Raw genomic sequence first — 21,644 nt, 5'->3', positions numbered from 1 at the left:
TACATTATGTTATTAGCGTTTAAATCTTCTTCTGTTTTTCGAGGTCGGCAATTGCCTTTTCGATCCTTTTCGCCCGCGTTTCGGGTGCTTTCGCCTGTTCGACCGGAATTGTAAACCGCTTTTTGCCGCTGTTTGAAAGCGTATCGAAAAAGCTTTTCGCCACCGCATTTTCATCCAGCGCTTGTTGCAGGTCGGCGGGTACTTCCACTTCCCGCGGTTCAGTATCCAGCTGTAGTTCAACATCCACCACGTCGCCGGCTTTTACGCCAGCTTTTTCCCGGACGCTGGCGCTGACTGGCAGCATGAATTTACCATCCATCACGCCGATAGTGCTGGAATAGGTGTAAGCGTTAATGGTTGCTTTTACCGGCGGGCGTTTTCCGTTTCCCAACTGTTCGATAATTTCTTCAGGAACCTGGATACCGGTTGCTGTTTTACGTTCAAGCAGCAGCTCTGCTTTGAATTTAATTTTCTGTGCAGTCATATTGGTAAGCTTTATACAAAGTTGCTGAGCAGGCGGTTGGATTGCAAGCGGCGCAGCGACAATTTAGCGGGACGGATGCGACAGGATTGGTTTGGCGGTTATGAGTTTAAGTTTGGCGGTTGCGAGTTTAGGTTTAGTGGGAGGAAGTTACTTTTGCGGAAGTAGCTAATTTGGATGGAAAAGGAATACTGGAGTCGGAGACTCCTTTTTATTGAATATTCGAAGTGACCGCTGCGCTGAACACTTCGAACAGCGAGATACCTTTCTCTTACAAATACATCGATCCAATAAACCGTTGAAAAGCTGGCAAAGTATAAACCATCTTTATTATAAAATTTATATTTCCTGCTCATTTGTTATGATGTTGCACGAGCTACAAGCTCGCGCTAGCGGGGGTGCTAAATCATTCATCGTCTGCGTTTTAAAAAGCGGATGTGCGATTATATCGCTCTACAGTTAATCCTCAAAAGATGTCATAATATGACAAAGTCGTGCTTCTTAGACATCCTCGTTACAAACGAGGATGAGTGTTGGTAAACGGTAGGTTACAAACGAGGACGACTGTGGGTTTAGTCCAACGAAGCTATTTACTGCTATAAAAGTCTTCGTCTAAAATTGCATAGAAATAGTTGTCTTTCCATTCTCCTCTAATTGGTAATTTCTTTCTTTTAATACCTTCTCTTATCATACCAACTTTTTCAAGCACTTTACTTGACGCAATATTTTCAACTGCACAACCTGCCTCAATTCTATGAAGTTTGATTTCATTAAAACTAAAGTCCAAAAGTTTTGTCAAAGCCTCTGAAGCATAACCTTGTCCCCAATGGTCTAAATGAATTTTATACCAAACTTCCGCTGTCTTATAATTTGGCTTTCCTATGTTCAAAGCTATGAGTCCAATGAATTGGTTTGTGTCAACCAGGTCTAAACAAAAAATATATGAAGTCTGTGGTTTTGCATTTTGTCCAACCAACCATTCGTTAATAATTCCTTCTGTATCTTGAATTGTTTTTGGAATTCCTAACGTGTTAAATTTGTCTGTTTCTGACAAAGAATGTAATTCGTGAATATTGCTTATATCATCAATTGATACTTGTCTAAAATTCAGTCTGTCTGTTTGAAGTTTCATTGTAGTCGTGTAGCATTACAGCCAACGTTCGGTAGGTTTGAGAAATTGCGAAATTACTTACAGAACCTCGCACACCACAAAACTAAATAAAGAAGTAAAGGAAGTTAGAGCACTTCGCCCGCAATTTTCTAAACCTGTGGTTATAAGGCGTATTTCTTTTTCTTTAAGGGTTGTCATTTACATAAAGTTCAAAAAGTTCATTCGTGTCAAGATTGAATTTTATTTGCCAAAAATAGCTTCCACCGTCGAACACAACTATTTTTTCGTTAAGCCAACGTTCATTAAATTCTTTGATTTTAGACCAAAAGCAATTTATTAGTAATATTCGATTTCCATTTTGGTCGGTATAACCAAAATATTGTCGTTTATATTTTCGAAGTTTTTCGTGAATAACAGTTGCTGGAGATTGATTAGGTTTGTTCTTATTTAGGTCTTTTAAATCGGAATTTAAATTAGTTTCGGCTCTGTTTATTTCCTCTTTGTTCGGGGTGAAACGCTTTCCAGGATCCATGTCTAGCGAACTAGCTGGAAAAATAGCAGTGTCAAATTTCTTAGTCTTATAATGTTCAGCAATTATTGGGTTTGAATTTGTCTGACCAAAACTTTTGAAAACGGAAAGAACGATTAAAATAAAAATTGTCAGGCTTCTTTTCATAGTAGGTTTTGTCGGGTTAAAATGCCTTATAACTTGTTTATAGAAGCCATTCTATCACTTCAATCCCTCTACGGCAAGCAGAATTGGAGCCACGTATCTACTTCTATCCGCTAAGATAATTTAAATTATTATTCATTAAACTGGCTTAGTTAGCTTATTAAAAATATAAAGAGATGGATTTTATAGCGCAAGATTTCGACAGCTAAAGTTTAAGCTTTTACGCCGCAAAAAAACCGGGTAAGAAGTCAATCTCACCCGGCCGTCAATCATTTACAATCCCTAAACCGCCTTAAAATACAACGCCGATACCTGCTTGTATTCCGGTGCATTATACCCGAAAATGTATATTAAAAAGGCTTTCACTAAAACAACGGTTTCCAGGATTCCTTTATCGCCGTACATATTTCATCGCGGCGGGCTTGAGATGGAGATTTTAAATTATTAAAATTGAGAACTGCTACTCTGAGGATATCGCAGTCAACTACCAGCATCATGACAGGACGCTTTAAAAACTATCTCCGGGCAACTACAAATATCGACGAGCGGGGAATTAATGAGATAGTTAACAGCTTTAAGCTACGGAAAGTCAACCGCGGGACCGTTTTAGTTGATGCCGGCGAGGTGTGTAAAGAGTTTTATTTCGTCGGATGCGGTTCTGTCAGGACATATTTTCTAAACAGCGCAGGTCAGCAACGTTCAAGAGTCATCGCTTTAGAAGGGGCGGTAGTAACAGCATTGTCAAGTTTTGTCGGGCAGGCACCTTCAACAGAATTTGTAGAAGCGATAGAAGATTCGGAACTGTACGTCATAACTTATAGCAATTTCCGTCGTTTGCTTGTCGAAATACCGGGCTGGCTGGAATTTTATAATCACTTTCTGGAGATAGCCTATATGCATCAACATAAAAAATTACAGCAATTGGCCACATTAACCGCCGCACAACGCTATCAAGAATTGCTTGCCGATCATCCTGAGTATGTTCAAAGATTGTCTAACAAGATATTAGCCTCATATCTTGATATCCGGGAGGAAACTTTAAGCAGATTGAAGTCGACATAACGCTTTTTGATGCAGATCAATGCCTGGGTCATTTCACGGTCGTACCTTAGAAAAAACAAATAGCATTATGCAATTCGAGGCCGACAACAAAATTGTTAAACTTTGTGCGAAAGGAATGAGTCTGGAAGGTGAGGGGAAAAATGAAGAAGCTTCCAAGGTATTTCACCAGGCCTGGGAAGAGGCGACCAACGACAAAGAGAAATTTACCGCCGCTCATTATGTAGCCCGGCACCAAAAGCATGCTGTTGATAAACTATCCTGGGATGAATTAGCATTGTCTTTGGCGCTAAAGATAAATGATGACAGTGTTAAAGGGGCATACCCTTCACTTTACTTGAATATCGCGAAAGGTTATGAGGATTTGGAGCAGTTTGAAAAGGCGATAGAAAATTATAAATCAGCCCTTGATTATTCCAATTTTTTGAACGATGACGGTTATGGTAAAATGATTAAAAATGGTGTAAATAATGGCCTCGAACGCATAAAATCCCGATTAAGCGATGAAAAATAATCGGCGTCGGCTCGCTTTTATCGAAACCATGCTTTCGCCAGTAAAGGCGTTTAAGGAATGAATGCCAGGTAAAAAAAGGGATACTGTCAGCATCCCTTTTTACTACTTATTACATGAAAATTAATTACTTTTTTTGAACGTATTTTGCAGTTCGCCCGTCGCTGATTACACCTTTCCAGTTCAATCCATAACCGAAATCATAAACATGTCCTTCAGAATCTTTGTAACAGGTCATGTCTTGTGGAACGTCTTCGTTCTGTTTTTCAACGGTGTTCATATCGGCCGGCATTTGGAACGGAAGTAAGGCTGATGGCTCGGTTTTGCCGGTAAGAATGTCGAGCACTGCCTGGTCCTGCACAGCAAACTGACCTACGATGGCATCAGCGTTTTGTTCGAATTCACTAAATATCATCGGATTGTTCAATACTACGGAAACAATAACCGGTTTACCTTTCATTTTCGCGTAAGTATCGGTAACCATTTTGAGGTCGGAGGTGTTAATCGCGGTTGAGGTTTTATTCTTATAACTGCGATTGGTGAAATTTTCCAGCGGGTCGCCGCCGGCAATACTGGTTTCGCGGGCTTCTGCAGCTTTGTAAGGTGAATACTGTAAACTAATAGGTAAATAACCATTGCCGCCGCTTTTTACGTCAGCCGCATCATAACCTCCCTGCGATGAAGGGCTCGTAATAAACACCAGGGCATAATCGGCTGAATCCGGATTGTTTGTGACGTTAAAATATTTCTTTACCACATTTAAGTTTACCGGATAATCCAGTTTTTCCGGTGTCGGCATACCTAAAAAGTTTTTACCTGCCGGGGTAAATTGCTTTGGAACGTAAACGGTTTTATTTTTTTGAAGAGGAAGAACATGGTTCTTATTTTTCAGCATCACCACCGATTTCAGCTGCGCTTCATAACCAGCCGCCATAAATTCAGGTTTGCCGACAGTTTTTTGGGTTTCCAGCGGATTGAGATAAGGATTTTCAAATAAGCCAATCTGGAAAATATTTCTAAGCAGGCGCACGGCCGATTGTTCAAAGCGCTGGCGCATAAATTTTTCGCCATGGTCTTTTACTCCCATCTGGTATGCAGAAATAACGGGTGCCATGTCGCTGTTTCCGCCGAACTGGTCAACTCCCGCCATCAACGCTTTATAATGACGCTCTGCAACGGTCAGTTTTTCTACGCCCCAGGCTTTTCCAGACAAGAATTGATCGATCGACGTTTCATCGGCTGTAACGAGCCAGTCGGTACAAACCACTCCATCGTACTGATATTTCCCGCGGAGTAGATCGCCGATAATGTATTTATTATAATTATTGCCCACATTCTCTCCATACTTTGTGTCCTGGTTGTAAGAGATTGTATAAAATGGCATTACCGAAGCAGCCGTTCCCGTTTTACCTTTCAATTTGAATGCACCCTTTACGAAAGGGTCGAAGTGTGTGCTGAAGTTGTTACCCGGGTAAACCGCGTATTTTCCAAAACCGTAATGTGAATCGCGACCGCCTTCGCCCGAGCCACCGCCCGGCCAGTGTTTAACCATCGCGTTGACGCTGTTGTAACCCCAGCCGTCGTGAATTTCTTTGGTACCGGTTGAAGTTTGGAAGCCATCAATGTACGCGCGTGCCATGTCGGTTGCGAGCAATGGGTTTTCACCGAAGGTTCCGTTAAAGCGCCACCAACGAGGTTCGGTAGCAATATCAACCTGCGGCGAAAGTGCTGTTCCGATCCCTAAAGCACGGTATTCTGTTGCGGCGATATGCCCGAAATGCTCAACCAGCTGCGGATCGAACGTTGCGGCTAAACCCAAAGAGCCGGGCCACATAGAAATTTGTCCGCCTGCGCCTGCATTGAATTCCGCGAAAGCAACTGTTCCATGCCGCGGGTCCGAACTGTTGTTTGCGGGAATACCCAGGCCGGTAACTTCGGCCAAGGCCTGCACATTATTGTTCCACTCGGCAGCAATTGCCGGAGTTTGAACGGAGGTGATCAAAATATGCCTGACATTGTCTTTTGTGATAAACTGAATTTGCTGATCACTGAGATCCGACGGTTTGGCACCACTTGCCGGATATGGTTTGCCTTTGTAAGTGCCGGCAAATGGGCCGCCGGGAGGATTAGGAATTGGCTGGTGCCGGCTGTACAGCATCAATCCTGCTATCTGCTCAACCGACATTTTCGAGGCAAGGTCTTGTGCCCGTTCTTCGGCAGGCAGGCGCCAGTCCTCGTATTTATCGAGTTTTCCGTTTTTGTTTAAGTCCTTGAAGGATAATCCCCCAACCTTTAGAATTTTTATGCCCGATGAAGGGTTATAAGCAAGTTTCTGGCCTTTACCTGAACTGATTTCGATATAAGATTTTTCGGTTTGACTTTGTACAGTTGTTTGGGCAAATGTAATCGAAGCCGAACCGGCTACAAGAAGCAGGCAAGCTGGTAAATTTTTTTTCATGAATAATTAATTGCAGTGGTTTATGGGATTGATTAGTGTCAACTAAAATAGGGATTATCAATTGATTTTTTACGTTGATGTTCAGCTATTAGCAATGCTGATCGTTGTTACAATTGCGACAGTATTTTCCTACTTATTGATCTGCGCTATGCATTTTGTGTATGAACGTTCAGTATAAACCTGGTTGAAGCGTTACCCCGCAGCGGGGCGATGCAAATATGCAAGGGGCGAGGAGTAAAAGCGGAAAACAGGGCCAGCTACCGATCGTAGCACATAGCGTTCATTTTCTAAATCATCGATACTTCAGAAATAAATTGCAATCAAAACTTCAGGACCGGTAATGCCACTCTCATATCCGTCAATTCTATACCTTTGCACCATGCAGGAAGAAATCGAATTGCCAGAGCAGGAAGAGCAGGATTTATACGAACATTTACGGGTTGTTGTTGATAAGGGCCAATCGCTTTTAAGGATCGACAAATTTTTGATGCATCGTATTGAAAATGCTTCGCGCAACCGTATTCAAAATGCGATTGAGGCGGAAAATGTGCTGGTGAACGATAAACCGGTTAAAGCCAGTTACAAAGTAAAGCCTGCGGATGTAATTTCGGTCGTGTTACCGCATCCTCCGCGCGACACAGAGGTTTATCCAGAAAATATTCCTTTGGATATTGTGTATGAAGACGATGATGTGATCGTTGTGAATAAGGATGCCGGCATGGTCGTTCATCCCGGATATAATAATTATACCGGAACCCTTGTTAACGCCCTGGTTTACCACTTTCAGCAATTGCCGGAGCTTCCGGGAAATGACGGGCGGCCGGGTTTGGTGCATCGCATCGATAAAGATACTTCCGGTCTGTTGCTGATCAGTAAAAACGAACGTTCGATGACTTATCTCGCAAGGCAGTTTTTTGATCACAGTATAACCCGTAAGTACCTGGCACTTGCCTGGGGCGATATCGCCGAAGACGGAACCGTGACAGGCTATATCGGGCGAAGTTTAAAGGACCGGAAAATCATGTCGGTTTACGACGATGAGGAGAAAGGAAAATGGTCCGTTACACACTATAAAGTCCTTGAACGGTTCGGCTACGTAACATTGATCGAATGCCAGCTGGAAACCGGTCGGACACACCAGATCAGGGCACATATGAAGCACATTGGCCATCCGTTATTTAACGATGCGACTTACGGCGGCGATAAGATTTTGAAGGGAACCGTTTTTACAAAATACAGGCAGTTTGTAGATAATTGTTTTGAACTTTTGCCAAGACAGGCGCTTCACGCGCAAACGCTGGGTTTTGTTCATCCAACGACAAAAAAATATATCTATTTTGAAAAACCTTTGCCTGATAACTTTGCTTTAGTGCTTGAAAAGTGGCGCAATTATGCAAATACCAATAATAACCCGGGTGCGGCCGCTTTAAACGTATAATGAGAGATTTTATCAATTTCAACGGGGAGATTTTCCCGTCAGACCAACCCCTGTTGACCATTCATAACCGCGGTTTTCGTTACGGCGACGGATTGTTTGAGTCGATGCGTGTGATAAAAGGAAGTTTGAAGTTTGCTGAGCATCACGCTGAGCGGCTGGAAACAGGGATGAAGGGTTTAAAACTGGAAGGTTACAACAAGTTCGACAGCTATTTCTTTAAAGAAAAATGCGATGAACTGCTGCGAAGGAACAAGTTAAGCAATGCCCGGCTCCGCCTAACCGTTTTCAGGGAAGGGGCAGGGTTATATAGTCCCGATGAAAACCAGTCGGCTTATTGCCTGGAAGCCACGAAAACTGAAGATAGTTCCTATAAGCGCAACCCCCGTGGCTTGATAATAGACGTTTTTGACGATGTCACCAAGCCGATTAACTCGCTTTCGAATTTTAAAACTTGCAATTCGCTGCCTTTTGTAATGGCGGGCATCTATAAAAATCAAAATAAGCTCGACGAGGTGTTAATTCTCAACCAACAGGGTTTGCTTTGTGAGGCGATGAGTTCGAATGTTTTCGTTGTTTACGACCGTAAAATTTACACGCCGGCGTTAAGCCAGGGTTGCATTGCAGGTGTTATGCGCTCCGTAGTGATGACGCTCGCGCAGGAAAATGGTTTTGAGCTGATCGAAGCGGAAATCAACCCGCAAATTTTAAACGAAGCGGAAGAGGTATTTTTAACCAATGCCAGTCGCGGTATACAATGGGTGATGGGTTATGGCCGGAAGCGTTATTTTTATGAAACCAGTAAGATTTTGATCGATAAGTTGAATGAGTTGGTGAGGTAAAGGGATAAATCGATTTTGTATTGTTTAACGGCAATAATTCTAAGGTTGTTGACCGTACGCCAGGATAGCAAGTATAGTTTGTTAATACCGATTAGATTGCCTTTTTGAAAAGCAAGGGCAATGCTTCTTTGGTTAAGATATTCCCGTGTTCTGCTTTAGTTTTGCCTTGAATATTTCTGCCAGTTCAGGGAGTACCATTGGCAAAACTATCGCTGCCACCCGGGTTTAAAATGTCTGGACATTCTTTCATCGGATGGACAGGGTGCTAACTAATTGCAGAGACGTTCATTTTCAAATCTTAAAAGTAAAATACGACACGATATTCGGAAACGTCCACGTTACTATCACACAAATCTTAAAATATTTTCCCTAAATTCTCTCAGCGCTATAACCTACTTCCTTCAAAGCATCGACGATCTTTTTCTCATCAGCCTGGTCGGCAACAGTAAGCGTTTTCTCAGGGCTGTTTAAATCTACCTGCCAGTTGTTTTCGCCTACGGTTTTATTCAGATTTGGAGTTACAGTGGCGATACAGCCGCCGCATTTAATGTTGGTTTTAAATTTCATGGATTTTTAGTTTGTATATTTTAATCGTAAACTATTCAATACAACGGATACCGAGCTGAATGCCATCGCCGCGCCGGCAATCATCGGGTTTAACAGGAATCCATTGAACGGATAAAGTAAACCGGCAGCGATTGGTATACCGATGAGGTTATAAATAAATGCCCAAAACAAGTTCTGACGAATGGTGCGCACGGTTCTGCGTGACAAGTCCAGCACTTTTGGGATCAAGGCAAGGTCGGAAGTAATCAGCGTAATTTTAGCTACGTCAAGCGCGATATCTGAGCCTTGGCCCATGGCGATGCTAACATCGGCGGCCGACAGGGCGGGGGAATCGTTGATGCCGTCGCCAACCATCGCCACAACCTTTCCTTTTTTCTGCAGTTCCTTAATGAACGCAGCCTTTTGTTCCGGACTTGTTTGCGCCTTAAATTGATCAATCCCGGCTTGTTGAGCAATGGCTTTGGCTGTCGACTCATTGTCGCCTGTAAGCATGAACACCTCGACGCCCTGTCTTTTGAGTTGTTGAATCGCCGCTTTGGACGAGGGTTTGATCTTGTCAGTCATGGCGATCAAGGCCAATATCCGCTTATCTTCCGCGAAAAAGGATACCGTTTCGGCGTTTAACTGGTGTTCGATGGCTTTAGTTTTGAGCGCATCATCCGGATTGATGCCATTTTCTTCTAAAAGCTTTGCGTTACCGACAAGGTAGTTTTTACCTTCACACACAGCCTTAATACCGCGACCGGTGATGTTTTCAAAATTGCCGACAATTAACTTTTGCGTATTTTTTGCTTTCAGGCTTTCGACGACAGCTGCAGCGAGCGGATGTTCAGACCGAAGCTGCATGCTGTATAGAATTTGCTCATGCAGTGTTCGATCTGCTTCATCAAGCCAGGCGATTTCGGAAACTGCAGGCTTTCCTTCAGTTATGGTGCCGGTTTTGTCGAGTACCAACGCGGTAACTTTATGCGCCGTTTCCAGGCTTTCGGCATCCTTGATCAGCATGTGGTCTTCGGCACCTTTGCCAATACCTACCATAATTGCTGTGGGCGTTGCAAGGCCAAGTGCGCAAGGGCAGGCGATCACCAGCACCGACACGGAAGTTAGCAGGCCATGAGTAACACCGTTGCCGGGATCAAAGAACATCCAAGCGGCAAATGTCAAAATCGCTATCAGGATAATAACCGGCACAAATATTCCGGCAATTTTGTCAACCAGTTTTTGAACCGGTGCTTTACTGCCCTGCGCTTCCTGCACAAGCTTTATGATGTGTGCAAGTACCGTTTTCCCGCCGACTTTTTCCGCTTTCATAGTGAAGCTGCCCCGCTGGTTGATCGTTCCGGAAAATATTGCATCGCCCGCTTGTTTGTCAACCGCAACCGGCTCGCCAGTGATCATGCTCTCGTCAACATATGACGAGCCATTAACGATTTTACCGTCGACGGCGATTTTTTCACCGGGTTTCACCTGGATCAAGTCACCGGGTTGAATAGCGGAAACAGGCACTTCCTGTTCCCCGCCACCGACTATCACCGTAACAGTTTTCGGCTGCAACCCGATCAGCTTTTTTATCGCAGAAGACGTGTTGGCTTTAGCCTTTTCCTCCAGGAGTTTTCCTAAAGAAATAAAAACGATGATCACCGCGGCGGCTTCATAATAAACATGGGCATGCAGTCCCTGTTTATGCCAGTACTCAGGATAAACCGTGTTAAATACGCTGAAAAGAAAGGCAATTCCGGTGCTCAAAGCCACCAATGTGTCCATGTTGGCTTTGCCATGTTTTGCTTGTTTCCAGCCGTTGATAAAAAAAGGTTTGCCAAAAATGAAAAGTACCGGCGCTGTAAAAATGAGTGAAATCCAACTGGTGTACGGCATTTCCATAAAGAACATGCCGAGAATAAATACCGGCAAAGTGAGTATTGCCGCCCAGACGGTTTGTCTTTTTAATTGTTTATAGGCGTTTTCCTGCAGCTCCAGTTGTTTGGCAGCGGGGTCTTCTTCGTCAACTATTAAATCATATCCAATCGACTGAACGGCCTGCTGCAGTTTTGACAACGATGTTTTATCCTCATCGTAACTTGCCCACGCGGTTTGATTTGCAAAGTTTACCCCCGCGTCAGTAACACCAATCGTGTTTTTCAACATCGATTCAACGCTTGTCGCGCAGCTGGCACAACTCATGCCGGTTACCGGGAAAGTTTGTTTAACTGAATGCATAATTAGTACGATTGTTCCGCAAATATCGGGAACGCAAACGCTATAGGCTTATATAATTCATGGTAGGTTTTATATAATTTGGGCAGCTGAAGTCCGGTCAGCGCTAACAAAAGGGATTCCATCGCTTACAAGTTGGTTGTTAGAGAAATAAGATTTTGGAAAGCAGGTTCCTGTTTTCTTCGCCACCGATAGTCCCGCTCATGCTTCAAGCTTCAGGGGAATGGATCAGGGGATTTGAACATTGGTGCATTCTGAAGGCTTTCCGCGAAGATCGGGTTTAAAACCGGCGGGTTTGTCTTTCTATGAACGCAGATAACGTAGCAGAAATTGCCTGCAAATGCCCAGGCTGAAGGTTCATAGTTGAACAATGCTTTGTTCAATAAACCTGATGTTAGTGAAAGCTTTTTTTGCTGGGCTCCTTCTCCTCTGGAGAAGGCGGGGGATGAGGCCAAAAAACTTGAAACGGTCAGCAGGGCTGCAGATGCGATAATACGCGTCCGTTCGTTTCCAAAAAATAGATTGCCGAATTGTTATATTTTAAATCTTATAGAATCTCATTAAAACACTTTTTATTTTTAATAGGAAAATATACTTAAATCGAATCAATCGGTTTCCTTTCTGACGCGCTGCTTCGCTGGTTTTTAAAATGAGACGGCGTATCACCCGTAATTTTCTTGAACTGTGCCGATAGATGCGCCACACTGCTGTAGCCGAGCTTCCAGTAAATTTCGCTTAGGGAGAGTTCGTTATACATCAGCAATTCTTTTACACGTTCGATCTTTTGCCGGATGATGTATTGTTCCAGGGTGATACCTTCCACGGAAGAGAATAATCCGCTGAGGCTGCCATAATCGTGATGAAGGGCCTGGCTGATAATGTCAGACCAGTTTGTTTTCAGGTCGAGATGCTGTGAATGGAATATCTTTTCTATAACCAGTGTTTTGATCCGCCCGATCAGTTTCTGATTTGAATCGTCGAGAAGTTCAAATCCTTGTTCCGCGAGTATCTTTTTAATTTCGTGCAATTTTTCGGGAGCAAGCTTATCATCTGCAAGCCGGACGGTTCCCAGTTCGACCGAGGTTGGTTCTAGTTTCAGCTCATGAAAAATATTGTTAACCGCGGTAATACAACGCGGGCAAACCATGTTCTTTATCGTCAATTCAAGCATCGTGTAAAAATAATTGAAAGTGAAGGCAGTATTGTCATTAATTGATAAGGTTTCCCCAAGAAAATTTGTAGTTAAAATCTTCCCGGTTGTATATTTAGGCAATTATGAGTAATTCAAAACCATCGTTTATTTACGGCGATGAGAAGCGATTTGAACTGCTGGCTAATTTAAGCCGGGACGTTCTTTTTGATTGGGATATCGATAATGATACGGTTTGGAAGAATACCGCATTTAATGAGCAATATAGTTACAGCGAAAATGAGATAGAAAGCGCTTCAGGTTGGTGGTTGGACCGTGTTCATCCGGATGATCGCAACCGGGTAGACGACATCGTACTTAATGCGACTAAAACCGCAAGCGATATTTCGTTTTCATGCAAATTTAGACGGGGAGATCAAACATATGTCCATATAAACGTAACCGGGCGCGTGATTGCCCGGGAAAACACGGCTGTACACATCATTGGATCGATCGTTGATATTTCAGAAGTTTCACTGCTTAAGCAACGAATTGAAGAAAGTAAGGAAAGTCTTGAATTTGCTTTAAAGGCCGCGGACATCGGAACATGGGACCTGGATATTAAAACCAGGGTCGTTACGTGGAACGAGCGTTGTAAACAGCTTTATGGTTACTCTAAAGATGATAATGTAGGGTATGAAAGTGTTTTAGCCCTCACTCATCCCGATGATGAAGAATCTGTAAGAACCGCCGTAAATAATGCTCTTGATTTTGCGTCAGGCGGTGTTTACGATATTCAATTTCGAACGGTTGGCGCCGAAGACAAGAAAATCAGATGGCTGCATTGTAAGGGGCAGGCTTACTTCAATGATGAAAATCAGGCTTACCGGTTTTCCGGTATCGCACAGGATATTTCAGAACAGGTTGAAGCTGCCAAAAAAATCAACGATAATGAACGCATGGCGAAGGTGGCGGTTGAAGGTGTTGGTATCGGAACGTTCAACATAAACCTTGTCGATGATTCAATAATTTATTCACCACAGCTTTGCAGAATAATAACAGGCAGGGAAACCGAAGATTTTAAAAGAGCCGATTTTTTTAAATTCATTCATCCGGACGACAAGACTATTCGGGAATTAGCTATGCATGATGTGATGACAAGTGGTAAAATGTCATTTATCGCCAGGTTTATCCATTATGATCAGTCAATTCACTGGATTAAAGTACAGGCGACTTGTGAGTTTAGTGCATCAAAGAAACCCTTGTCGATCATCGGTATTTGCCAGGACATCACATCAGATATATTGCTTCAGGAAGAGCAGAAAAAACTATTGTCACTGGTTGAAAACAGTGCAGATTATATGGGTATAGCTGATGGAGATGGTAATGTTTTCTATATAAATAGTGCGGGAAAAGAGCTTGTAGGCATAGACCCGGATGTGGATGTGCGGTCATTAAACGCAACGGACTTTTATAAATCCGAGCATTTCAAGCTTATCAGCGATGAAGTCGTTACTTCTCTGAGAGAAAAAAATAAATGGTCAGGCGAAATAACATTCAGCCATTTTAAAACAGGGGAGGCGATTCCCTGCTTCGCAAATTTTATAGGAATATCAGATCCCTTAAGCGGTGCTATTTCACTGCGCGGAGCAACAATACGTGATCTTAGACCCGAAATCGCGTCTAAGAAAGCGCTCCTGGAAAGCGAGAAAAGTTTCAGAAATCTGATTCTAGAGGCGCCGTTTCCAACAGCGCTTTATATCGGGAAGGAGATGAAGATTGAAATAGCTAATGATGAAATGATCAAACTGTGGGGAAAGGATTCGACTGTTATTGGCAAAACGCTGCATGAAGCACTTCCCGAACTTTCAAGTCAGCCATTTCACCAATTACTGCGAAATGTTTTTGAAAGTGGTATCGACTATCATACCGATCAGCAACCCGCGGATTTAGTTGTCGACGGAACATTGCAAAGGTTTTGGTTCAACTTCACTTACAGGCCCTTGCATGACGTTAACGGCAATGTCTACGGTATCATCAATATGGCTGTTGACCTTACCCGGCAGGTTCATTTGCAGAATTTGAAAGATGAGTTTTTAGGGATCGCGAGTCATGAACTAAAAACACCCGTTACAAGTTTAAAGGCTTATACGCAGGTTTTAGAACGAATTTTAAAAAGGGAAGGGGATGCTACTAAAATTGACATGGTTTCCCGCATGGACAAGCAATTAAACAGGTTAAACAGTTTGATCGGCGATTTATTAGATGTCACCAAAATACAAACCGGTAAATTGCAATTCAACAATTCCTATTTTGATTTTAATACACTGGTAAGCGAAATCGTTGTCGATTTACAGCACACAACAACTAAACATGCGATTCGAATAGTGCAGGAGGAAATGCCTGAAATTTACGCGGATAAAGATAAAATCGGCCAGGTAATTACCAACCTTGTTGAAAATGCTATAAAATATTCACCTCAGCCGGGAGATATCGTAGCTCAGAGTTTTGTCAAGCCCCGAGAAGTAGTTTTTCGCGTGATTGATTATGGAATTGGGATCAGCAAAAACAAGCAGGACAAAGTATTCGAACAATTTTACAGGGTTAACGAAAAGGCACATTTAGTATATCCAGGTTTAGGGTTGGGTTTATATATTTCTTCAGAAATTATCAAACGATGCGGCGGCAAAATATGGTTCGAAAGTGAGGAGGGCAGAGGTTCTACGTTTAGTTTTTCAATACCGCTGACTGCCGGTTAGCCTATTTATTTTGAATTTATAAAACCAGCAAGAGGCGGAGCTGTTATACATACAACCTATAAAAACAGACATTATGATAACTAATGAAATAAGCAGACTTGCTGAAAATATTAAAGATTCATGGGCTCACCCGAATGATAATGCAAACATCGAGCAGTCGGAACGTATTGTTTCGGTTGCTGCAGGCGCATTCATATTTATTAAAGGAATCACGAATCTCTTTTCGCATCCGATCTTAGCGCTGGGCGAAGTTGCCGTAGGCGGAGGGCTGGTTTATCGCGGAATAACAGGCTATTGCCCTGTTAAGGATATACAAGAAAGAAATACTTTTTTGAACGATCCGGATTCAGTTACAGTTACCGAGCATTATATCGTTGAAGGTGTTTAGATTGTCGATCAGGTAAGTCATAAAGATTTACCTGATTGTAATATTTTCTACAACAAGTACTGCCTCTTTACATCCATTGATTGCGGCTTCCTGAGTGGCCAAAAGATCTCCGAGTTTCATAGAATTAGCTGGTATTTCTTTTTCAAGAAGTTGCGATACAGCGAGGTTGTAAATATATTCAGCCTCTTTCTTTAGCCGGTTAATCCTGAAAAAGGAATCGGTTATTGTCTTTGTTTCGACGATCTGGTTTAAGCTGTAGAGTATTGTTTTCAGATGATTACAACAATCAAGCATAATCGATGATAGTCTTGTAACTTCTGCATCGTGTTGCAGTCCACTGTAAGCGCTGATTTTGGCCGACGATTGAAAAATATTACTGGTTATTTTGTGGATAGCCCGACCAAGTGCATAAATATCTGACCTGTCAAACGGCGTGATAAAGGAACGGCTCAGCTCTGAAACCAATGTACGGTTTAAAATATCGCTTCGCTTTTCAAAATTCGTCATTCGATCCATAAGAATGGAGGTTTCCTCTTTTGACTTTGCTTTAAGGAAGTCCTGCTGTAACGCTGCCATTTCAAATAAATGCGAGCCAAATTGCTGGAATTCAGTGTAGAACGTCTTTTTGTAAGATGGCGTAAGCTTTTTGATCAGTGTGTTTAACATGGTATTGTAATTGGCAATACTAAGTTAAGAGTTCAATGTTAAATTAATATTAATTTTACAACTGTGTTTTATTGGAGCGCTGATCAGTATTAGACAACTTCGCCAAGTTATGCATGGATAACTCGGTTGCCGGGTATAAATCTTTGTAAATATTGAAAAGGTTTGTGTATAGATCGGTTACGGAAGCGTCAGGATTTATAACTGTATTTTTTTCCGGTTTGAAAAAATCCCGGTAATCTTTTAGATCACCGGATAGTTTAAATCCAAGCATTGCTGCTCCCACGGCCGAGGCATCGTTACTGTCTACAAGCACCAAAGTTTTCCCCGTTACATCTGCCAGGATTTGCAGCCAAACTCGTGAATGAGTAAATCCTCCGCTTACATGCAGCTGATTTATTTTCTGAGTTTGTTCGAGAGTTTCTATAATGCTCCTTAATCCGAAACAGATTCCTTCCACTGCGGCTCTTAAAAAATGAGCTGTTTTATGCCGGTTTTTTATTCCGAAATACATTCCACAACTATTCGAATCCCATATTGGAGCACGCTCCGCGTAGATATATGGTAGAAAAAGAAGCCCGTCAGATCCTGACGCTACTTCGGCAATTTTTCCAAATAATTTAGCATAAGTATTTTGATTGATGTCTTCATCCAAAAAATTCCTGATCAGCCATTTTACTACATTCCCACCGTTGTTAACTGGTCCGCCACAAACGAAATTTTCGTTGTCTAACAAATAATTAAACGTCATTTGGCGAAAATTGAAAATTGGTTTCCGCGAGGTAATTCTAACCGCCGCGCTGGTACCGATAGTAAGGGCTGCTACATCCGGAGACAAGCATTGGCTGCCGAGATTTGCCAGGCATCCGTCGCTTGCTCCAATTATAAATTTTGTTTGTTGAGAGATTGACAGCAGATCAGCCATTGATTTACCCAGGCGGTCCCGGTTATGGAAAACATCAACCGGTGAAGAAAGTACCGACTTGTCGATCGATGCCAGTGCGAGCGCTGTAGCGTTCCATTCCTTATTTTCCAGATCAAACAGGCCGGTGGCCGATGCCAGCGAATAGTCAATTTCAAAAACACCGAATAGCCGGTACCATATAAATTCCTTAATTGAAATGAATTTTGCCGTAAGTTCAAATATCGCTGGCTTACTGCGCTTCAGCCATATTATTTTCGTAAGCGGCGACATAGCGTGAATCGGCGTTCCGGTGCGTCGATAAAGGTATTCAGCTGATTGACTATTACGTAGCTCTTCAGCTATTTTTGAACTGCGGTTGTCAGCCCAGGTTATCATATCGCTTAAAGCTGAACCTTTATCATCTACCGGAATTACGCTATGCATAGCACTGCTTAAACATATCGACACGGGAGCGCCATTCAATTTCAAAGCTATGTCACGGATACAATCGATAAATGCTTGCCAAACAAGTTCCTGGTCTTGTTCATTAGCATCAATTTCAGGTATTTTTGTTGGGTAAAGATATTGTGATGCTGCAATAGTTGTTCCGTCAGCGGTTATCGCTATAGCCTTTGTACTACCGGTCCCAATATCAATACCAATTGTGTAGGTCATTTGTGAAAGGTATTAGTTTAAAATAATATTTCAATCGCTTTTTCGATGAAAGTTAATTGTAAATCCTTTATTTAACGGCAATAAAAAAGCCTCCCATGAGGAGGCTCTTCGTATTTTAAATTTCTGTCAAAAATTCTCTTTACCCAATAATCATTTATTTATAATAATTTAATAGAAACTTTTCAAAAGCTTAATTGTCTGAAGTAATCTTCTTACATTTGTTGAGCTTTTTTCAAAAGCATTGAGTTTAGACACGATTCATAGAATTATTCATGATTAACAGGCAAAGACAAAGGGCGCTGAATATTATTAGGTGCTATAATAATGTCGCGGTTTTAAATTTAATTAAGGCCGAAAAAACCAAAATGGACATTATTCAAAATAAGCTAAACTCTGCTGAACCTGAATTTATCCGTTATAATGACGGAGAAGTTTTAGTAGCTGATGGAATTACTGAACACCAGGGAATTAACATCGAATTAGAATGGTTAGTAGCTGCTGTCGAAACTGCACGGATCAGCTACAAACACTTTCATTACAAATTAGATTTGATGCAAGAGAAGCTTAGAGACGTTGCAATTTAATCGCTCAATCAGTTTAACTAATAAGCATTTTCTTCGCCCTTAATCAGGTTTCTAACAGTCATATAAACGATCTTAAGGTCAAGCCACATCGACCAGTTTTCGAGATACCAGATATCATGCTCAATTCTTTTTTGCATATGGGGAGTATTTTCTTCGTCACCTCCGCCTCTGTACCCGTTAACTTGCGCCCATCCGGTAATACCCGACTTTAAAAAATGTCTTACCATAAATTTATTGATTATCGGGCTATATTGTTCAGTTACGAATATTGGGTGGGGACGAGGGCCTATTACACTCATATCGCCTAAAAATACATTGAAAAATTGTGGTAATTCATCTAAGCTTGTCTTGCGTAAAAACGCTCCGATTTTTGTAATCCGGCTATCTGTTTTATTTGTTAATCTGCTATTACTTTCATTGTTGATTTTCATGCTTCGGAATTTATAACAAACGAACTGCTTGTTATTCTTTCCACTTCTTAGTTGCTTGAATAAAATCGGGCCGGGGCTTTGCAATTTAATGAGTAAGCCGACCAATGGATAAAACCAGCTCATTATAAATATGATAACCAGTGAGCTGAATACTATGTCAAAAGCTCTTTTCTGGAATCTATTTTCTACTTCTTCTAAGGGCTCGTTTCTGTTGCTTAAAACAGTAAAATTATTCATGTAGCTGACCTTCAGCTGGTCGCTTAATAACTGGGATAAATCTGGAACCAATTTCAAACGTAAGCAGCATTTATCAGCTTCTCTTTGGAGAGAGGCGAACTCGTGAATTTTATCTGGTGATAATGAAACATATACATCATTTACACCATTTGAAGCGGCAGACTTAATTTGCTCTAATATCGATGGCAGGACCTGACCGGAATGGTCTAAATACGATGTATTCTCTTTATTTAAAAATCCTTCAAATGCGAAATGATTGTCTTGATCCTGGAAAAAACCCGCTAGTCGAATCCCCATTGAATTCATACCGATTACGGCGACAGGTCTAGCAATCTTAAAGTGCTTTTTCAGCATTTTTTCTGCTTTGGAAATTGCGTATCTAATACTTAATAGACCTGATATTGTGAAAAAGTAGAAGACAATCAGGTTTTCAGCAAACGCATGATTTTCTTTTGTTAAAAGTATATATGAGAAAAAGATAAATGCGAAAAGTATGAAGCTTTTTAACGTCAATATACAGTTATGAATAATGCCTTTAATAAACTTCGCATTATATAATTTTAATGCTAACGCGGCAAGTAACCAAAGATAGTTGGCAACGATAAGAAGATTTAGATTAGTGTTTATATTTAATTTGAGATAATCACAAGTGATATAAAAAGCAATATTAACAACTGCTATATCAAGAATGGATATTACAAAATAAATCAAATATAGATAACGCGTTTTCATGGTGGGGAGATTTAAATTTCAACTGATTTATCTTAATTGTAAGAGCTATTAATTTTATATTCATCTAAATGATGAAATAGGATTTAAACGATTTTTTTTTATTTCAGAGTAAAAAATCGCTTTAGCTTAAATTCACAAAATTCAATTTTTAATAAGCAAAAACTCAATTAAATTGAATTATTGATACCAATATCATAATAAATTTTGGTGATAATTGTCAGTTTGTAAATTCGAGTAGGTTTTGTGAAATACTGGGAAATTTTGGTGTTGTAATTATGATTAAAATGTGTACACCGTGCTTTTCGATAAAACTTTCAGTGAAAATTGAATTTCTTTTCTCGAATTGGGGACATGTAGTGGTAGTTTTTTAATTCATATTATGCAAAAAAGAAGCCGTCTTAATGGACGGCTTCTTTAATTTGTTAAAGGGTTGTAAAAGTGTCTTGAGGTACCAGATCACGCCCGATACTATTGTAGTAAAAGCCGAGGTCTATCATTTTATCCAGATCGAAAAGATTTCGTCCATCGAAAATGACCTTTTCTTTAAGGGTTGAGGCTATTCGGTTAAAATCAGGATTTCGGAAAACGCTCCACTCTGTTAATATCAGCAATGCATCAGCTTCTTCCAACGCTTCGTACTGATCATCTGCGTAAGCAATTTTATCTTCCAGTAAATATTTAACATTATTTATCGCTTCAGGGTCGAACACGGTAACTTTTGCACCGGCCTGTAGTAACTCATCAATGATATATAGTGCCGGCGCTTCTCTTATGTCGTCAGTTTCGGGCTTAAACGCAAGCCCCCACAAAGCGAAAGTCTTATCTTTCAAGTCACCTCCGTAATATTTTTTTAATTTTTCAACAAGAATTTTTTTCTGAATCGTGTTAACTTCCATTACAGAATTCAAGATTTTGAAATCATATTTGTTGTCTTCAGCTGATTTCGCCAATGCCTGAACATCCTTAGGAAAGCAGCTGCCTCCGTAGCCTATTCCAGGGAACAAAAAGCGTTTACCAATACGGTCATCGGAACCAACGCCAAGTCTTACCATGTCTACGTTCGCGCCAACCAGTTCGCATAAATTCGCAATTTCATTCATGAATGAAATTTTTGTAGCGAGAAACGAGTTCGCGGCATACTTTGTCAGCTCTGAGGAACGCTCATCCATGAAAATAATTGGATTACCCTGACGTACGTATGGCGAATATAGATCATGCATCAATTTACGAGCTCTTTCATCGGTAGTGCCAACCACTACACGATCCGGCTTCATAAAATCTTCGACAGCAACACCTTCCCTCAAAAATTCCGGATTGGAGACGACAGCTACCTCAACGTCTGTGTGTTCATTAAACACTGCTTTCACTTTATCTGCAGTGCCAACCGGAACGGTTGATTTTGTTACCACAACTTTGTAAGAAGTAACCAGTTTTGCAATGTCTTTGGCTGCTCCCAATACGTAGCTTAAGTCTGCCGAACCGTCTTCACCTGGGGGAGTAGGCAAAGCCAGGAATATTATTTCGGCGTCTTTAATAGCGTCAGCCAAATCTGTAGTAAAACGAAGCCTGTCCTGGATGATATTCCGTAGGAAAAGTAACTCAAGGCCTGGCTCATAAATAGGTAGCTGTCCTTGTTGCATCATTTGTACTTTCTGTTTGTTAATGTCCACGCAGGTTACATCATTGCCCGTTTCTGATAAACAGGTTCCCGTCACAAGGCCTACATAGCCCGTTCCAATTACAGCGATTTTCATAAGTTAAATTTTAGTGATTAATTAATAAATGGTATTA

At 41.4% G+C, this 21,644-nt stretch carries 18 protein-coding genes; 7 read left to right on the top strand and 11 right to left on the bottom strand.

Going from position 1 to position 21,644, the window contains the following annotated elements; genetic code table 11:
- Positions 1 to 19 precede the first annotated feature (19 nt).
- From GS399_RS10155 to GS399_RS10145, 3 genes are all read right to left on the bottom strand, one after another.
- Entirely contained in the window at positions 20 to 484 is a 465-nt protein-coding gene (locus tag GS399_RS10155; protein ID WP_160844510.1) for a YdeI/OmpD-associated family protein, read from the bottom strand.
- 583 nt (positions 485 to 1,067) lie between these two features.
- Entirely contained in the window at positions 1,068 to 1,613 is a 546-nt protein-coding gene (locus tag GS399_RS10150; RefSeq protein ID WP_160844509.1) for a GNAT family N-acetyltransferase, read from the bottom strand.
- Between the two features lie 163 nt (positions 1,614 to 1,776).
- A complete protein-coding gene (locus tag GS399_RS10145) occupies positions 1,777 to 2,268 on the bottom strand; it encodes a hypothetical protein (protein ID WP_160844508.1) in 492 nt (163 codons plus the stop codon).
- 447 nt (positions 2,269 to 2,715) lie between these two features.
- On the opposite strand from GS399_RS10145, the gene GS399_RS10140 reads away from it, so the two are divergent.
- Positions 2,716 to 3,327: a Crp/Fnr family transcriptional regulator gene (locus GS399_RS10140; protein WP_160844507.1), complete on the top strand. Its 612-nt coding sequence runs from the start codon at positions 2,716 to 2,718 to the stop codon at positions 3,325 to 3,327.
- Positions 3,328 to 3,394: 67 nt separating this feature from the next.
- A complete protein-coding gene (locus GS399_RS10135; RefSeq protein ID WP_160844506.1) occupies positions 3,395 to 3,838 on the top strand; it encodes an rRNA adenine methyltransferase in 444 nt (147 codons plus the stop codon).
- 124 nt (positions 3,839 to 3,962) lie between these two features.
- On the opposite strand, the gene GS399_RS10130 is transcribed toward GS399_RS10135, so the two are convergent.
- Positions 3,963 to 6,293 carry a glycoside hydrolase family 3 protein gene (locus GS399_RS10130; protein ID WP_160844505.1) on the bottom strand — a complete coding sequence of 777 codons (2,331 nt, stop codon included), beginning with the start codon at positions 6,291 to 6,293 and terminating at the stop codon, positions 3,963 to 3,965.
- Positions 6,294 to 6,672: 379 nt separating this feature from the next.
- Here GS399_RS10130 and GS399_RS10125 point away from each other — a divergent pair, with 379 nt between their 5' ends.
- Complete coding sequence (locus GS399_RS10125; protein ID WP_160844740.1) at positions 6,673 to 7,731, top strand: RluA family pseudouridine synthase; 1,059 nt, start codon at positions 6,673 to 6,675, stop codon at positions 7,729 to 7,731.
- A complete protein-coding gene (locus tag GS399_RS10120) occupies positions 7,731 to 8,570 on the top strand; it encodes an aminotransferase class IV (RefSeq protein ID WP_160844504.1) in 840 nt (279 codons plus the stop codon). The genes GS399_RS10125 and GS399_RS10120 overlap by 1 nt, the downstream gene beginning before the upstream one ends.
- 369 nt (positions 8,571 to 8,939) lie before the next feature.
- Here the strand turns inward: GS399_RS10120 and GS399_RS10115 are convergent, their stop codons facing one another.
- From GS399_RS10115 to GS399_RS10105, 3 genes are all read right to left on the bottom strand, one after another.
- The gene (locus GS399_RS10115; RefSeq protein ID WP_160844503.1) at positions 8,940 to 9,137 is read right to left on the bottom strand and encodes a heavy-metal-associated domain-containing protein; all 198 of its coding nucleotides are present in this window, start codon (positions 9,135 to 9,137) and stop codon (positions 8,940 to 8,942) included.
- A 6-nt stretch (positions 9,138 to 9,143) separates the two neighbouring features.
- A complete protein-coding gene (locus tag GS399_RS10110; protein WP_160844502.1) occupies positions 9,144 to 11,354 on the bottom strand; it encodes a heavy metal translocating P-type ATPase in 2,211 nt (736 codons plus the stop codon).
- 592 nt (positions 11,355 to 11,946) lie between these two features.
- Positions 11,947 to 12,624 carry a helix-turn-helix domain-containing protein gene (locus GS399_RS10105; protein ID WP_369410116.1) on the bottom strand — a complete coding sequence of 226 codons (678 nt, stop codon included), beginning with the start codon at positions 12,622 to 12,624 and terminating at the stop codon, positions 11,947 to 11,949.
- 2 nt (positions 12,625 to 12,626) lie between these two features.
- Here GS399_RS10105 and GS399_RS10100 point away from each other — a divergent pair, with 2 nt between their 5' ends.
- Together GS399_RS10100 and GS399_RS10095 are read left to right on the top strand one after the other, a co-directional pair.
- Positions 12,627 to 15,239, top strand: coding sequence for a sensor histidine kinase (locus GS399_RS10100; protein ID WP_160844501.1), 2,613 nt, complete (start codon positions 12,627 to 12,629; stop codon positions 15,237 to 15,239).
- Positions 15,240 to 15,312: 73 nt separating this feature from the next.
- Complete coding sequence (locus GS399_RS10095; RefSeq protein WP_160844500.1) at positions 15,313 to 15,627, top strand: YgaP family membrane protein; 315 nt, start codon at positions 15,313 to 15,315, stop codon at positions 15,625 to 15,627.
- A 27-nt stretch (positions 15,628 to 15,654) separates the two neighbouring features.
- On the opposite strand, the gene GS399_RS10090 is transcribed toward GS399_RS10095, so the two are convergent.
- Both GS399_RS10090 and GS399_RS10085 read right to left on the bottom strand, forming a co-directional pair.
- Positions 15,655 to 16,293: a DUF47 domain-containing protein gene (locus tag GS399_RS10090; RefSeq protein WP_160844499.1), complete on the bottom strand. Its 639-nt coding sequence runs from the start codon at positions 16,291 to 16,293 to the stop codon at positions 15,655 to 15,657.
- 55 nt (positions 16,294 to 16,348) lie between these two features.
- Positions 16,349 to 17,869 carry a gluconokinase gene (locus tag GS399_RS10085; RefSeq protein WP_160844498.1) on the bottom strand — a complete coding sequence of 507 codons (1,521 nt, stop codon included), beginning with the start codon at positions 17,867 to 17,869 and terminating at the stop codon, positions 16,349 to 16,351.
- A 365-nt stretch (positions 17,870 to 18,234) separates the two neighbouring features.
- Between GS399_RS10085 and GS399_RS10080 the strand changes: the two genes are divergently transcribed.
- Complete coding sequence (locus GS399_RS10080) at positions 18,235 to 18,453, top strand: hypothetical protein (RefSeq protein WP_160844497.1); 219 nt, start codon at positions 18,235 to 18,237, stop codon at positions 18,451 to 18,453.
- Positions 18,454 to 18,470: 17 nt separating this feature from the next.
- Here the strand turns inward: GS399_RS10080 and GS399_RS10075 are convergent, their stop codons facing one another.
- Together GS399_RS10075 and GS399_RS10070 are read right to left on the bottom strand one after the other, a co-directional pair.
- The gene (locus GS399_RS10075; RefSeq protein ID WP_160844496.1) at positions 18,471 to 19,853 is read right to left on the bottom strand and encodes an exopolysaccharide biosynthesis polyprenyl glycosylphosphotransferase; all 1,383 of its coding nucleotides are present in this window, start codon (positions 19,851 to 19,853) and stop codon (positions 18,471 to 18,473) included.
- A 422-nt stretch (positions 19,854 to 20,275) separates the two neighbouring features.
- A complete protein-coding gene (locus GS399_RS10070) occupies positions 20,276 to 21,607 on the bottom strand; it encodes a UDP-glucose dehydrogenase family protein (RefSeq protein ID WP_160844495.1) in 1,332 nt (443 codons plus the stop codon).
- Positions 21,608 to 21,644: the final 37 nt, after the last annotated feature.

Origin of the sequence: Hufsiella arboris (assembly GCF_009834875.1) — a bacterium.
GTDB lineage: Bacteria > Bacteroidota > Bacteroidia > Sphingobacteriales > Sphingobacteriaceae > Hufsiella_A > Hufsiella_A arboris.
The sequence above is the reverse complement of the archived record's forward strand: the minus strand, read 5'-3'. Positions and strand labels throughout refer to the sequence as shown.

Bases quoted from the DNA above. Each gene is read 5' to 3' on its own strand.
- GS399_RS10155 (WP_160844510.1), bottom strand. From the start codon at position 484: ATGACTGCACAGAAAATTAAATTCAAAGCAGAGCTGCTGCTTGAACGT.
- GS399_RS10150 (WP_160844509.1), bottom strand. From the start codon at position 1,613: ATGAAACTTCAAACAGACAGACTGAATTTTAGACAAGTATCAATTGAT.
- GS399_RS10145 (WP_160844508.1), bottom strand. From the start codon at position 2,268: ATGAAAAGAAGCCTGACAATTTTTATTTTAATCGTTCTTTCCGTTTTC.
- GS399_RS10135 (WP_160844506.1), top strand. From the start codon at position 3,395: ATGCAATTCGAGGCCGACAACAAAATTGTTAAACTTTGTGCGAAAGGA.
- GS399_RS10130 (WP_160844505.1), bottom strand. From the start codon at position 6,293: ATGAAAAAAAATTTACCAGCTTGCCTGCTTCTTGTAGCCGGTTCGGCT.
- GS399_RS10125 (WP_160844740.1), top strand. From the start codon at position 6,673: ATGCAGGAAGAAATCGAATTGCCAGAGCAGGAAGAGCAGGATTTATAC.
- GS399_RS10120 (WP_160844504.1), top strand. From the start codon at position 7,731: ATGAGAGATTTTATCAATTTCAACGGGGAGATTTTCCCGTCAGACCAA.
- GS399_RS10115 (WP_160844503.1), bottom strand. From the start codon at position 9,137: ATGAAATTTAAAACCAACATTAAATGCGGCGGCTGTATCGCCACTGTA.
- GS399_RS10110 (WP_160844502.1), bottom strand. From the start codon at position 11,354: ATGCATTCAGTTAAACAAACTTTCCCGGTAACCGGCATGAGTTGTGCC.
- GS399_RS10100 (WP_160844501.1), top strand. From the start codon at position 12,627: ATGAGTAATTCAAAACCATCGTTTATTTACGGCGATGAGAAGCGATTT.
- GS399_RS10095 (WP_160844500.1), top strand. From the start codon at position 15,313: ATGATAACTAATGAAATAAGCAGACTTGCTGAAAATATTAAAGATTCA.
- GS399_RS10090 (WP_160844499.1), bottom strand. From the start codon at position 16,293: ATGTTAAACACACTGATCAAAAAGCTTACGCCATCTTACAAAAAGACG.
- GS399_RS10085 (WP_160844498.1), bottom strand. From the start codon at position 17,869: ATGACCTACACAATTGGTATTGATATTGGGACCGGTAGTACAAAGGCT.
- GS399_RS10080 (WP_160844497.1), top strand. From the start codon at position 18,235: ATGGACATTATTCAAAATAAGCTAAACTCTGCTGAACCTGAATTTATC.
- GS399_RS10075 (WP_160844496.1), bottom strand. From the start codon at position 19,853: ATGAAAACGCGTTATCTATATTTGATTTATTTTGTAATATCCATTCTT.
- GS399_RS10070 (WP_160844495.1), bottom strand. From the start codon at position 21,607: ATGAAAATCGCTGTAATTGGAACGGGCTATGTAGGCCTTGTGACGGGA.